Raw genomic sequence first — 13,880 nt, 5'->3', positions numbered from 1 at the left:
TCAGGCGCCTAATGCCTAAAAACCCCCGACAGCTTCGCTGCCGGGGGTTTTTTATTTCTGCCTTTATGGTCACTAGCGACCGATTAATTCAATAACGCCGCCAACAATGCTGTGCAGCAAACTGAATTGTTCATCGGTGCGCGCAATATACTCGTCCAGAACCCCTCCCTGCCATGTGACAAGCCAAACCAGTGCCACCAAACCCGCAATGGATAAGCCGCCGAGCCAGCGCATTTGCCGTTGTTGCTGGTCTAACTTCTGAACCTGTTGTAGCTGACATTCGGTAAAGGCAGCGCGCAACTCACGGATTTCTTCCTCCAGCTCTTCATAGGCAATTTCCAGCGTGGACAGGCGCCCGGTCATGCCCCGGGAGTTCTGTTCCGTTGCTTCCAACCCGTGATGTCCTCCTTCCTCAACGGCCAGGCGGATGGCTTCACTTTGTTCCTGATCAGGCACGTTAGACAGAATGATATCCAGAGTTCGCATCAGCTGGTCCCGGTCAACCTGCTTGCGAATGACGCCGGCAGCACCGAGGGCTCTGGCTTCCTGTAGGTAACGCTCTGCGTTCTGGGAGGTATACATGAATACCGGGATGTCCCGCGTCTCCGGCTGCTGCTTGAGTCTCTCCAGTGCCTGAAAGCCATTCATACCCGGGAGGAGATGATCAAGGAAGATAAGGTCGAAATGTTCCTGCTGAAGCAGGGGAAAGGCCTGCTCTGCAGTGGCAACCCCTTTGGTAGAGATATCCGCCCGTTCAAGCAGCCGGGACAACAGAATACGGGCCGTTGACGAGTCTTCGATGATCAGTGCGTGCCCTCGCGGCATGAGAGAGCTCCTCCCTGGAAGTGACAGACGTTGTTACGCCGTGATGAATCAGTCCGAAAGACTCGGGCACTATAAGTGCAGCTCAGAAAATATGCAGTGGGTAGGCGGGCCCGGGTTCCGTTTTTGAGACTCCCATTTCATTTTTGCGTCAGGGCAGCCAGATTTCGAATACACCCCCACCCAGGCTGCCGCCGTTGTGCAGTTTGATGGAGCCGGTTCGCTCGCCTTCGCTATGCAGTGCGGCCACAGACGAGGCGAAGAACAGACCCAGGCTGGTACTGCCGGTATTGAAGTCCAGCGACTTGAAACTCAGGGTACCAGTATGTTGCATGCTTTCCGGGTAGCCCTGGCCATCATCTTCAACCCCCAGCACCAGATAACCGTCTTCTTCGCGCGCAATAAGCCGTATCTGGCTTTTGGTATAACGGATGGCGTTGTTGATGGTGTTGTTGAGTACACCGGTCAACAGGTCCTCGTCGAAAAAACCAGTGATGTCATCTGCGGCAATTGAATATTTGAGGCCGAGTCCCTGCAACAAAGGGATATGCCTGGCGAGGTGCTCCTCCAGGAAATCCGGCACAAAATGCTCGTCAATGTGGGCAGAGAGATTGTTTTCTCCCAGGCGATAGATACCCAGTAACTGAACCAGATCGTTATGCATACGCTCGGCTTCGTACTGGAGCATGTTGAATTTGTCGGAGCCAGCAAGGGATTGCTCATGTTCACCACGAAGTTCGTCGAGGCTGTTCAGTAACATGCCGAGAGAATTCTTCATGTCGTGCACAGCAGAGGCCAGCACCATCGAAAAGTCGATGTTTGGGTCGGTCATGCGGTCAGTCCTTTCAGTTTTCGGGTGAGGGCCAGGTATCGACGGTGTTGACGATGCTGCTCCGGCAGCTTGCTCAGACGGTCCAGGCGCTGTTGGCAGGCAGCCAGTAACGAAGGCTCCGGGCTTTGGTCATATTGCTTCATCAACACCTGAACCAGGTTCAGGTTCAGGGCGGCATGGTCCGGAACGATCGCCAGGGCTTTGTTGAAGGCTTCCACGGCAGCGTCAAGATCGCCTGCCTCAAACGCTTTGATGCCATCCCGGTTCATGCTGCGTGCTTCCAGTTTCTGACGGAAGCCAACGGGCTCGTCCAGAAGGTTTTCAATTTTCTGCAAGGTGTCCGGGTCGTTATCAAATCGTGAGGCCAGATCGCCGAGGATTCTTTTGGCCTGATCTTCCCGGCCCATCCGGAACAGGGTTTTTGCGAAATCCAGCCCCATATCGGCCGGGAGTTCCTCCAGGCTTTCGAGCTCCGAGCTGACCGCGGTAAGAATCTTCTCGGCCTCCCGGTGGCGGCCCTGGCCGGCATGGAGACGGCACTGCACGATCCGGCTTTTGAGCCCGATGGTTTCATCGTTGTCGAAGCGTTTCTCCATTTTCGTAAGCACAGAGAGGGCTTCTGACGAGCGCGCCGCGCCTTCTTCGTCCAGGTCGCCCTCGCTCAGATCGGACAGGCTCTGGGCGAGCGACAGGTAATGCTCTGCATTGTCGTGTATGGAATAGGTGCCCAGAGACACCGTCTGTCGCCACGCCTGGGAGGCGGTGTCAATATCCTGGTTTGCGCCGGCCAGTTCAGCGAGATGCTTCTGGCGGAGCAGAGCGTTGGGGGAATGTTCAGCCGCTTTCTCAAGAACCTGTTGGGCCTGGGCCGATCGTCCCTGTTTCTGAAGGCCTTCGGCCAGCAGGTCGTAGGCTTCCATATAGTCAGGGTGTTTTTCAATCAGAGCCTTGAGGCCGTCGACGGCCTGATCAAAGTTCCGGTTGGCCAGCAACACCTTGCACCGGCCTAGCCGGGCCCAGGACAGCTCCCGCTGATTCAGAACATCATCGTAGACTTTCTGGGCATGGGCCAGGTCGCCGACCATGAAGTAGAGTTCTCCGAGTGTCTTCATCAGCCAGGTTTTGTAGCGCGGCTGTTTGGGCAGCGTTTGCAGGCAAAGACTGATGGCTTCCGGGTAGTTTTCCCGGTCGATCTCCCGGGTGATGGGGAGCAGGGCGTTGCGCTGTTTGATCAGGCTGCCCAGACGTTGCTCCAGCATGGCACGGTTAATGGGCTTTGTCAGATAGCCGTCAGGCTGATATTCCCGTGCCCCCATGACCATTTCCTTGGAGGTTTCCGCGGTTACCATCAGGAACAGCGATGAGCGTTTGAGGAGTTTCTTGTGCCTCAGCTCTTCCAGTACGTGCTGGCCGTTTTTGCCTTCCCCCAGGTTGTAATCGCACAGCACGACATCGACGTGATTGTAGGTACAGTACTGGATGGCGGGCGTGGCGTGAGCAACCAGTTCAATCTTGTCGGCACCACAACTGCGGAGCATCTGCCGCATGGATAGCCGAAAGTTCTCGAAATCGTCGACAACAAGAAAAGTAAGCTTGCCAAACGGATTTACTGCGTCTTTCCGGTCGGATGGATTCATGGCCGCTTCTGTTTAAGTAGTTTGTTTACGAGCGCTCGCAGGGCTGCAGGCTTCACTGGCTTGTACAGTACCTGGTAGCTCCGGTTGCCTGCGTCGTCACGTACCTCCGGCGCCATATAGCCGGTAATGAGGATGCCGGGAATGTCGCTTCCCAGATGTTCCCTTATGCTGTCCATGGCATCCAGTCCATTGCGGTTATCATCCAGCTGATAATCAGCAAGTATAATATCGGGCCTGCGTCCGTCCAGTTTGTCCAGCGCATCGTCCAGGCTTTCGGCGGCAGTGACATCACACTGCCAGTTGCCCAGCAACGCGACCATGCCTTGCAGAATGGCTGCGTCATTGTCGATGCACAGAACGTGAAGGCCCCCGAGATTGGATACCCGTCTTGAACTGCTGCCGCTTTTCTGCGAATCCAGCCGGCTTTGATCGGCCGGGGCGACCGGAACCGTGATCCCGAATACGCTGCCTTTGCCCTGGATGGAGTGCACGGTGACGGGGTGGTTAAGCATGCCGCTGATACGATCAACAATGGCCAGGCCAAGCCCCAGCCCCTTCTTGTCGCGACCATGCTGGAATCGGCGAAACTCCTCAAAGATGTGATTAAGCTGGTCATCTGACATACCCGGTCCGGTGTCCCAGACTTCAATGCGCAGATAGCCTTTCAGGCGTCGGCAGCCCATCAGAATCTTGCCGCTTGCGGTGTAGCGGATGGCATTGGAAAGGAAGTTCTGTACCACACGACGCAGAAGTTTCGCATCGGAACGGACCCAGGCGGTACTGGGGACTACATGCAGTTCCAGCCCCTGATCCTTGGCGATGGCTGAAAACTCGGTGGCCAGATGCCTGAGCAGCTCGTTGACTGGAAACACGCCGATATCCGGCTCAAGTGCCCCGGCATCAAGCTTTGAAATGTCCAGCAGTGTACTGATGATCTCCTCAGCCGCGCCCAGCGAGCTGTCGATGTGGTCTACCAGATCCCGGGTTTCGCCCTCGTTCACTTTGCCGGACAACGCGGAGGTAAAGAGTCTTGCTGCGTTCAGGGGTTGCAGCAGGTCGTGGCTTGCAGAGGCAAGGAAGCGGGTTTTACTCTGGTTCGCCTGCTCGGCTACCGACTTGGCCTTGAGCATCTGCTCATTGATCACCTGCAGTTCCTGGGTGCGCTCCCGGACCCTTTGCTCCAGATAGATGTTGGTTTCCTTCAGGGCCTGCTCGGTCCTGCGCATGGCGGTAATGTCCTGGAATGTGGTGACATAGCCGCCGCCTGGAATCGGACTGCCATCCACCCGGACCACCGTGCCATCGGGCCGCTGACGCTCGTAAGACATGGGTTTGCCTTCGCGCATGCTGTTGCAGCGGTTCTCGACGATGTCGTCAATTCGCCGGGCAGACAGGTTGGCGTTGGTGAGGTTGTAGCGCATCAGGTCTTCAACCGGCCGGCCAACCCGCACAAACCCCTTGGGATAGTTGAACAGTTCAAGATAACGATGGTTCCAGACGACAAGTTGCTGCTGATGGTTGACCACGGACACGCCCAGGCTGATGTTCTCGATGGCAGACTGCAGTAACTCTCGGCTGAAGGTCATGGCCTGGGAGGCTTCATCGACAATGCTGACCACGTCCTCAATCTGCATATCGCGGCCAGTCAGGGTCGACTCCAGAACCACGCGGGCGGTGGAGGCTCCAATCACCGATGCCAGCTGGCGCTCTATGTACTTCATCAGGTGGGTGGAAGCTGGCCGCTGAGGATAGAGCCGGATGGCATTACGTCGTTCGTAGTTCATGAAAATGCTTTCGGAACGTTCTTCCCCCATGAACCGGTCGGTCAGGGCCTGCAGGTCGGAGGTAAGAATCTCACCCTGCCAGCTCTGGTGCTGGGCATTCTCGGCTTTGGGCTGCGCATCGTGGAAGAACGCGGCAATCTGAATCTTCTCCCGAATACGTTGCCGGGTAATCAGGGAGAGCAGAATATAGGCCCCGGTGTTTACCCCCAGACTCCAAAGAATGCCATGGCTAATCTGATCCAGGTCGGAACCGAACAGGGCCGTTGGTCGGGTCCAGTTCCAGCCAAACAGGCCGTGCTCAATCAGGGTATCCGCAACCCACCCGGTGGACACCAGCGCGGGCAACAGCAAGGTGTAACACCACATCAGGAAGCCCAGCCCAAGGCCCCAGGCAGCTCCGGTGAAGTTACCCTGGCGCCAGAGAATACCGCCTACGAGCGCGGGACCAAACTGGGCCGCTGCGGCAAAGGACAGTAAGCCAAACGCCGTCAGGCTGTAGTCTTCGCCAGCCATGCGGTAGAAGCCGTAGGCGGTCAGCAGTACTACAAAGATGGCAACCCGCCGGATCGTCAGCAGCAGGAAGCTGAGATCAGTTCGTCGGTTCATGCCTGGTCGGAAGAACTTGAGCAGGCCTGGCATGATGATTTCATTACTCACCATGGTGGCTATGGCGACGGAACAGACAATCACCATGGCGGCCGCCGCTGATCCACCGCCCAGAAACGCCAGTACGGCAAGCCAGTGTTCCCCTGCCATGATCGGCAGTTGCAGGATGACGATGTCCGGATCGCTGCCCGCCAGGTGAGTGCTCAACAGTCCGGCTGCGGCAATGGGAATGACGAATGCGCTGGCGATGATCAGATAGATCGGCATCGCCCAGCGAGCGACCTCAAAATCCCGGTGATCGGTGTTCTCCACCACCATCACGTGAAATTGCCGTGGCAGGCAGATGATGGCCAGCATGGCAACCAGCGTCTGTGTGAGGAACGCAGGGGCTTCCAGCGACTCTGTGGTAAGCGTGCCCATCAGGTCAGCTTCGCGGACTCGGGTAAACAGGTCCCCGAAGCCATCGTACAGCCCGTAGCCAACAAACAGCCCCACCGCCACAAAGGCGATGAGCTTGATCAGTGATTCAAAGGCAACGGCCTGGATCATGCCCCGATGATGTTCTGTGGACTCCAGGTGCCGGGTTCCGAACAGCACGGTAAAGACCGCCAGAGCCAGGGTGATGTACCAGGCAGAGTCGTTCCAGGCCGCAGTACTCAACTCCTGATAACTGTCACCAGTGCCCGAAAGGACATTAAACCCCAGGGCAATGGCTTTGAGCTGAAGGGCAATGTAGGGAACGCTGCCGATCAGGGCAAAGATGGCCACCATGGCCGCCAGCACCTGGGATTTGCCGTAACGCGAGGCAATAAAGTCGGCAATGGAGGTGCTGTTGTTGCGTTTACTGATGTAGATGATGCGCCGGAGCAGCGGCGCAAAGAAAATGAATACCAGTAACGGGCCCAAGTAGATGGGGAGAAACGCCAGACCTTCCTGGGTGGCCCGACCAACTGCGCCATAGAAGGTCCATGACGTGAAATAGACGGCCAGGGACAAACCGTAAATATGGGTTCTGGCCAGACGGCGCTTGTAGAGCCCCGGGTGCCGGTCACCTGCCCAGGCGATCAGGAACAGCAGTGAAATGTAAGTGATCGATATAAGGACAAGCAGCCAGGCGCTAATCATGGGGTCTTGTTATCCGCTCCTGTGGTCTCAGCTTCTGCAAATGATGGTATAGAGTGGATCGTCACTCTCCAGCAACTTCATGTTATCTACTCTCGGCGCCCCGTCGGAACCCAGTGGTACCAGCTCCCGGCTGCCACAGTGAATGAGATGAATCCGGTGCGAAACCGCATCGGTGACCGTCTGCTCGAAACGATAAAGGGTGAAGCGAACAATGTTCTGATCACCGGTATCACGGCTGATACTTTCCTTGTCGACCGCAGAGAATGAGGTCACGTAGGGAAACATAAAGGTCCAGGGGCGAAAGAAAATTCTCTCCTGTTCGGTGGCCACAACCACAGCTTCTTCCGGCAGCATGGCTCGTTTGTGGTCATACCAGGTGTATTCTCCATAGATCAGATAACCCAGCATGCCCGCACCGGCAAAGACCGGAATCAGCCACTTCGGGGCTTTTTTGGCGGTGGCCGCGCGAATACCCATGGCAATGCCAGCGGCACCAAGACCGCAAAAAACGGTGGCTACAAAAGTCCAGAACATACAACGGTTTCCTCAAAAAAGAACGGGCTCCCTCACTGAGGAAGCCCGTTCGGTTTCAACCTGTCATCAGGTGCGATGAATCAGATTGTCTTTCGCTTCAGTGATCCTGGGCAGTACCGGCACCACGCGGGTAGCGGACGCTTTCAACCAGTTCCTGAATTTCAACGGGCGGCTCTGCAGTCACCTTGGATACTGCGAAGGCTACCGCAAAGTTGACGATCGCACCAATGGCACCGATAGACAGCGGGGAAATACCCAGCACCCAGTTCTCGGGAGTGTCTGCCAGATTGTTGGTGCCCGGGATGAAGAACCAGCCTTTGTACACGAAGATGTACACCAGAGTGAAGATCAGGCCGGACAGCATGCCCAGAGTCGCACCCACGTTGTTTACGCGTTTGGAGAAGATACCCATCATCAGTGCCGGGAACAGCGAGGCAGCCGCAATACCGAAGGCAAGGGCAACCACCTGAGCCGCGAACCCTGGCGGGTTTGCACCGAGATAGGTGGCGACCACAATGGCAACGGCCATGGATATCCGGGCAGCCATCAGTTCGCCCTTATCACTGATACTGGGGTTGAATCGTCCCTTGATAAGGTCGTGACTCACCGCCGAGGAAATCGCCAGCAGCAGGCCGGCGGCTGTCGACAGCGCGGCTGCAAGACCACCGGCTGCGATCAGGCCAATGACCCAGCCTGGCAGGTTGGCGATTTCGGGGTTGGCCAGTACCAGGATGTCACGGTTAACCACCAGTTCGTTGCCGTTCCAGCCGCGGGCCTGGGCTTCAGCTTCAAACGCAGGTACGTCGTTGTAAAGCTGGATACGGCCGTCTTCGTTTTTGTCGGTAAACTGAATCAGACCCGTTACTTCCCATTCCTTGACCCAGTTCGGGCGCTCATCATATTCGATGGGAGCGGCCTGGGTTCCGTCCGGGTAGATAGTGGTCATCAGGTTCAGGCGAGCCATGGAAGCGACAGCAGGAGCCGTCAGGTACAGCAGGGCAATGAAGACCAGAGCCCAGCCGCCAGACCAGCGCGCGTCAGCCACCTTGGGCACAGTGAAGAAACGAATGATAACGTGTGGCAGACCGGCAGTACCGATCATCAGGGACAGTGTGAACAGAACCATGTTCAGTTTGTTGTCCACATCAGCGGTATACTCGTTGAAACCGAGATCAGTGATGACCTGGTTCAGCTTCTCAAGCAGCGGCAAGCCAGAGTCGGTATGGGTAGAGAACATGCCCAGGCCCGGAATCGGGTTGCCTGTCAGTTGAATGGAAATGAACACGGCGGGAATCGTGTAAGCGACAATCAGTACACAGTACTGGGCTACCTGAGTGTAGGTAATGCCTTTCATGCCACCGAGTACCGCATAGACGAATACAACAACCGCTGCGATGATCAGACCGGTGGTGGCATCCACTTCCAGGAAGCGGGAGAAGGCCACACCAGCGCCAGCCATCTGGCCGATAACGTAGGTTACCGAGGCAACGATCAGACAGATAACGGCTACCAGTCGCGCGTTTGCGCTGTAGTATCGATCCCCGATGAACTCAGGAACCGTAAACTTACCGAACTTCCTCAGGTAAGGAGCCAGCAGCATGGCCAACAGGACGTAGCCACCGGTCCAGCCCATAAGGAACGTGGAGTTGGCATAGCCACCGGCCGCGATCAGACCAGCCATGGAGATAAACGAAGCGGCAGACATCCAGTCAGCACCGATTGCGGCGCCGTTGGTGATAGGATGCACACCACCGCCCGCAACGTAGAAATCGCTGGTACTGCCGGCCTTGGCCCAGACAGCGATGGCGATGTAGAGGAGGAACGAGCCCCCTACGAACATAATGTTGATTGCAAATTGGCTCATTTGTCCTTACTCCTCATGCACGCCGAATTTTTCGTCGATCTTGTTCATGCGCCATGCATAGTGAAAGATCAGAACAATGAAGGTAAGGATGGAGCCTTGCTGGGCAAACCAGAAGCCCAGATCGGTGCCGCCTACGGGGATTCCCGCCAGCATCGGGCGTAACAGAATAGCGAAGCCGTAAGATACCAGGGCCCAGATAATCAGGCTCCCGAATATCAGGCGTAGATTCGCCTTCCAGTAGTTTTCAGCGTCGTAGCTATGACCTGACATACAATCACTCCTGTATTGTTGTTGTGGAGATTGGGTGTTTTTTTGGTGAGGTGTTGCGGATAGAGAATTTATTATTCATGTAGTACTTCTCCGACTTGTTGTCTCCTCCGACTTTACCGGTCAATGGATTTATGGATATTGGCAAATGGTCTAACTCTCAGTAACTTGCCTTGTATTTGGTCAAGGACATCGCCAGTAGATCCTGTTCCGCTAATAGCGGTGCATATGCTGTAAACGGCGTTGATAATGCAGCTTTTCACTGAGTTCTTTGAGAGTTTTGACGTCGTTTTTCCGGGCTTTATTGAGGGCTATCAGTGCCAGTTCTGCGGTAACCAGCGCGTCGGCTGCGGCGTGATGGCGTTCACTGATTTCCAGGCCAAATACATCCGCCCAGTCGTCCAGGCCGCGCCCTTTGATCGTTGCTTTCGGGAAGAACGCCGGCATCAGCTCGGCAACATCCATCCAGACGTGGGGCAGGGTGTAGCCCAACTGGCTTTTCAGCGTCTTTTCGAGGAACTTCTGGTCGAAGGCGGAGTGGTAGGCAAGTATCGGGTCGCCGTTCATCCATTCCAGAAGGTAGAGCAGTGCATCCTGGGTTTCGTAGCCCTGAGTCAGGGCTTCTGGGCCGATGCCATGGATCAGCACGGTTTCCCGAATGTCCAGTTCAGGGCGACGCAGTATCAGGTCAAACTGGTCATTGAGGTGGATGACACCACCTTCGATGGCAACCGCTCCGATGGCAATCACTTCATCTTTGGACGCGTTCAGGCCGGTGGTCTCAAGGTCAAGAACAATCAGCCGGCTCCGGGACAAGGGCTGGTCGCCAACCGTTTTCGGGCTGGGCAGATTGGCGGCATCGTGATCGCCGACTGTTCCGCCGCGTCTTCTGGCCAGCCACTGTTTGATGTATTCCAGCATGTTCTGTGCGCAGACCTATAGTTGATACGTAACTTCGAGTTTCTGCTGGAGCCGCTGGGCCTGGCGGAAAGACTCGCGAAGTATGCGCCGGTCCAGAGGATTCAGGTCGTCTGGATCGATGTAATTGGTCAGCTCCTCGCCCCGGTCGAGCATCTCCTGATGAGCACGCATACGGATGGCCTGAATCAGGCTGTAGGCTTCCTTCCAGGCGTTGGCGTCCTTGGCGTCAAAGATGTCTTTTCTGGCCAGGGCGTCAATGCGCTCCAGGGTATTGGCGGCTTCCACCCCATGGGCCAGTGCGAACACCCTTACGGATTCCACAAATGGCGCCAGGCCCTGACGTTTCAGATCCAGCGAGTGTTTCTTCTCGTCGTTCAGATAGCGGAAGTTCCGGAACATGGTCAGGGGCGGTTTTCTCTGCAGCGCGTTGCCAGCGAGCATTTTCTGGAACAGGGCGTTCTTGCGGATGCGTTGGAGCACCTTCTCCAGCAGACGATGGAGTGGCTCAGTGGGGCCGAAGACCGCTCTCATATCCAGGAATATCGACGAGTAGACCAGGTTCTGGGGGGTTGAGGCATCAATAAAGCGGATAAACCAGTCGTCCCATTCCCGGTCACTCAGGCAGAGTTTGGGGTTGCTGGCCATAATGTTGCCTTTGCACAGGGTGAACCCGCACTCCGCCAGTTCGTCGTTGACCTTGCGGGCAAAGGGCAGCAGTTTCTCACGCACCTGGTCTTCGGTCATGCCCTCTGGTGTCTCGAACAAAATGCCGTTGTCCTGGTCGGTCAGCAGGGTTTGCTCCTGGCGGCCTTCACTGCCAAAGGTAAGCCAGGTAAACGGAATGCCAGGGTCGTTTTTCTTGAGGTTAAGTTCGAGTACCCTGCGCACGGTGACATCGTTCAGGGTGGTAATGATCTTCACCACCTGGCCCGAATCCGCGCCGTGGGCCAGCATGGCGTCGACCAGCCTTGAGACATCGGAGCGAAGGCTGACCAGGGTGCGCAAGTGGGTGGCAGTGCCAATGGTTCGAGCCAGGTTCACCAGGTCTACCCGCTGAAGAGAAAACAGATCCCGCTCGGATACCACGCCAATCAGGCGGTCCTCTTCGTCGACCACACACAGATGGGCAAAGTGGTGTTCCGCCATCAGCATTGCCGCCTCAAAGGCGTCCGCTGTGGCGGGCAGGCGACAGGGATTGCCTGTCATCACCTGACGAATGGGCGTGTCGAGGGGGCCCTTTTCCTCAGCGATCATGGTGCGCAGGTCGCGCAGCGTGAAGATGCCGGTGGGATGGCGATTGTCATCGGTGATGATGATACTGCCCACATTATTCTCGTGCATCCGGGCTACGGCCTTGCGAACCGGCAGATCCGGCGAGCAGACAATCGGGTTGCGCAGCGCGTAGCGCTCCAGGGGGGTGTCGAGGCTGTTGCTGGAGCCAATGGAAGCCATGGCCTTGGACTGGATGCGCTGATTGACCTGGTCCAGCAGGCTGCTCACGCCCCGCAGACAGAAATCGCGAAAGGATTCGCTTTCGGAAAACAGGGTGATGAAGGCGTTCTGTTCAATACTGAGGCAGAAGGTATCGCCGGAAGCCCTGTGTAGCGTTCGGGTCGGGCGCTCGCCAATCAGTGCCGCAAGCGGAAAGCACTCACCCTGGCTGATTTCAAAGGTGGTTTCTGCCCGGTCTTCTTTTTCATTGTGGCGCTCACCCCGGATACGTCCCTGCTTGACCACATAAAACCGCTTGACCACTCCATCGTCGGGCGAGAGCACTTCGTCGCCATCGGCGTAAAACCTCAGGGTCGCATGCTCAGCAAAATGGGCCAGATGGGTGTCGTCCATGCTGGAGAACGGGGCATGTTCCCTCAGGAATGACATAATCGCTCGGGTGTTCTGAGGGCGGGTAGTGTCCTGATTTGCTGCGGCCATATCGTGATCCGTAAGCTTGGGAGCCAGGTACGGGGAGCTCCGTCATTATTATTCTCCGCTTGCAGTGTAGTTCAGCGGAACCCGGAGGGGCTCTACGATTTTCGTCGCAGAGCTTTTCTTTATGGTAGACCGGTGCGGTGATAGAGTTCTGATACTCGTCAAACCGGAATCAGTTAGTGTCATGACCAGTAAAGATGAACGCCTTGCCTTCCTCGAAGAAATGAAGGATGTGCAGCGGATACGCAAACCCAATCGGGCCGAAGTATCGGTGCCCAAGGAGCTGACGCCCGGGCACCTTGAACGCCAGAGGGCGGCGGTTGAAAAGCCGGTGCGAGACCTGAACCCACTGACGTCCGATATGGTAGAGCCGCTAACGGCACACGACATTCTCAGCTGGCAGCGCCCAGGCGTGCAGCATGGGGTTTTCCGCAAGCTGCGTCTTGGCCAGTACCCGATCGAGGCCCGGCTGGATCTGCATCGCATGACGGTGGAGGAAGCCCGCCGGGAAGTGTTCGGTTTTATCAACGACTGCGTACATTACGGTTTGCGCTCGGTGATCATCCTGCACGGCAAGGGAGAACGCAATCCCGATGGCATCGCCCAGCTCAAGAGCTACCTGGCGAAGTGGTTGCCAGAGCTGAACAACGTTCTGGCTTTCCATTCGGCAAAGAAACACCACGGTGGCACCGGCGCGGTTTACGTAATGGTCAGGAAAAACGATCGGGAAAAACAGCATAATCGGGAGATCCATGGTTCCAGATAAGGAATCGTCTGGATCATTCGCTACGACGGAAACACGGATTCGGGAGAATTAAGATGCGTTTGATTTTAGTGGCTTTGATTTCTGTACTGACATTGGCCGGCTGTAAAGACCGGGTAATCTGGAACGACAATGGCAAAGTGGAAAGTGCCACCCAGAACCGTGAAGTCTGGGATTCCAACGGCAAGCTGGAAACCGGTGAGCGCAAGATTTGGGTAAACAAGGATGGCGAAGACGTCGTCAAGTAAAGGCGTGGCGGTAAAACGCGCCGAACCAGCCAAAACAATAACATGATGAGGAGCACGGAATGGCTTTCACGCTGACTGTGAACGGCCGCCAGCATTCGCTGGATGTCGAGCCGGATACCCCGTTGTTATGGGTGCTGCGGGATGAACTGGGGCTGAAAGGGACCAAGTTTGGCTGCGGTGCAGGCCTTTGTGGCGCATGCACCGTGCACCTGAACGGTCAACCCGCCCGTTCCTGCTCTACACCGGTGGAGATGGCCGAAGGTGCCGAAATCACCACCATCGAAGGCCTGTCCGCTGACGGCGAGTTGCATCCGTTACAGAAAGCCTGGGTGGAGCAGGGGGTGCCCCAGTGTGGCTATTGCCAGTCTGGTCAGATCATGACGGCCGCCCACCTGCTGGCCAACAACCCCTCTCCGGATCGCGAACAGATCGTCACCGCCATGACCGGCAACCTGTGCCGCTGCGGCACCTATCCTCGCATTGTGGCGGCGGTTGAGTCCGTTGCCGGTGGCGTGGGCCAGTACCAGCCGGCCGGGGAGGGCGCGTAA

Annotated in this window: 12 protein-coding genes; 3 read left to right on the top strand and 9 right to left on the bottom strand. The window is 56.6% G+C overall.

Going from position 1 to position 13,880, the window contains the following annotated elements; all coding sequences use genetic code 11:
- Positions 1-72: 72 nt before the first annotated feature.
- The 9 genes from Q674_RS23490 to Q674_RS23450 all read right to left on the bottom strand — a co-directional run bounded on the left by Q674_RS23490 (position 73) and on the right by Q674_RS23450 (position 12,324).
- Positions 73-825 (bottom strand): response regulator, encoded by a 753-nt coding sequence (locus Q674_RS23490; RefSeq protein WP_014421941.1) that lies wholly within the window; start codon positions 823-825, stop codon positions 73-75.
- A 148-nt stretch (positions 826-973) separates the two neighbouring features.
- The gene (locus Q674_RS23485; RefSeq protein WP_023007914.1) at positions 974-1,654 is read right to left on the bottom strand and encodes a sensor histidine kinase; all 681 of its coding nucleotides are present in this window, start codon (positions 1,652-1,654) and stop codon (positions 974-976) included.
- Positions 1,651-3,291 carry a tetratricopeptide repeat-containing response regulator gene (locus Q674_RS23480; protein WP_023007913.1) on the bottom strand — a complete coding sequence of 547 codons (1,641 nt, stop codon included), beginning with the start codon at positions 3,289-3,291 and terminating at the stop codon, positions 1,651-1,653. The genes Q674_RS23485 and Q674_RS23480 overlap by 4 nt, the downstream gene beginning before the upstream one ends.
- The gene (locus Q674_RS23475; protein WP_023007912.1) at positions 3,288-6,806 is read right to left on the bottom strand and encodes a PAS domain-containing hybrid sensor histidine kinase/response regulator; all 3,519 of its coding nucleotides are present in this window, start codon (positions 6,804-6,806) and stop codon (positions 3,288-3,290) included. The genes Q674_RS23480 and Q674_RS23475 overlap by 4 nt, the downstream gene beginning before the upstream one ends.
- A 27-nt stretch (positions 6,807-6,833) precedes the next feature.
- Positions 6,834-7,340: a hypothetical protein gene (locus tag Q674_RS23470; protein ID WP_023007911.1), complete on the bottom strand. Its 507-nt coding sequence runs from the start codon at positions 7,338-7,340 to the stop codon at positions 6,834-6,836.
- A gap of 97 nt (positions 7,341-7,437) precedes the next feature.
- Entirely contained in the window at positions 7,438-9,204 is a 1,767-nt protein-coding gene (locus tag Q674_RS23465; RefSeq protein ID WP_022991676.1) for a sodium:solute symporter family protein, read from the bottom strand.
- Positions 9,205-9,210: 6 nt separating this feature from the next.
- Complete coding sequence (locus Q674_RS23460) at positions 9,211-9,474, bottom strand: DUF4212 domain-containing protein (RefSeq protein ID WP_011784417.1); 264 nt, start codon at positions 9,472-9,474, stop codon at positions 9,211-9,213.
- 210 nt (positions 9,475-9,684) lie between these two features.
- Positions 9,685-10,392, bottom strand: coding sequence for a PolC-type DNA polymerase III (locus Q674_RS23455; RefSeq protein WP_011784418.1), 708 nt, complete (start codon positions 10,390-10,392; stop codon positions 9,685-9,687).
- A 15-nt stretch (positions 10,393-10,407) separates the two neighbouring features.
- Positions 10,408-12,324: a putative nucleotidyltransferase substrate binding domain-containing protein gene (locus Q674_RS23450; protein WP_014421935.1), complete on the bottom strand. Its 1,917-nt coding sequence runs from the start codon at positions 12,322-12,324 to the stop codon at positions 10,408-10,410.
- A 181-nt stretch (positions 12,325-12,505) separates the two neighbouring features.
- Between Q674_RS23450 and smrA the strand changes: the two genes are divergently transcribed.
- The 3 genes from smrA to Q674_RS23435 are packed head-to-tail and all read left to right on the top strand — an operon-like array spanning position 12,506 to position 13,880.
- The gene (gene smrA, locus Q674_RS23445) at positions 12,506-13,087 is read left to right on the top strand and encodes a DNA endonuclease SmrA (protein ID WP_023007910.1); all 582 of its coding nucleotides are present in this window, start codon (positions 12,506-12,508) and stop codon (positions 13,085-13,087) included.
- Positions 13,088-13,140: 53 nt separating this feature from the next.
- Entirely contained in the window at positions 13,141-13,332 is a 192-nt protein-coding gene (locus Q674_RS23440; protein WP_022991679.1) for a hypothetical protein, read from the top strand.
- A 59-nt stretch (positions 13,333-13,391) separates the two neighbouring features.
- The gene (locus tag Q674_RS23435) at positions 13,392-13,880 is read left to right on the top strand and encodes a (2Fe-2S)-binding protein (protein WP_023007909.1); all 489 of its coding nucleotides are present in this window, start codon (positions 13,392-13,394) and stop codon (positions 13,878-13,880) included.

Origin of the sequence: Marinobacter sp. EVN1, from assembly GCF_000475375.1 — a bacterium.
Classification (GTDB): Bacteria; Pseudomonadota; Gammaproteobacteria; order Pseudomonadales; family Oleiphilaceae; genus Marinobacter; species Marinobacter nauticus.
Note: the sequence above shows the minus strand (reverse complement) of the source record. Positions and strands in the feature narration are given on the sequence as shown.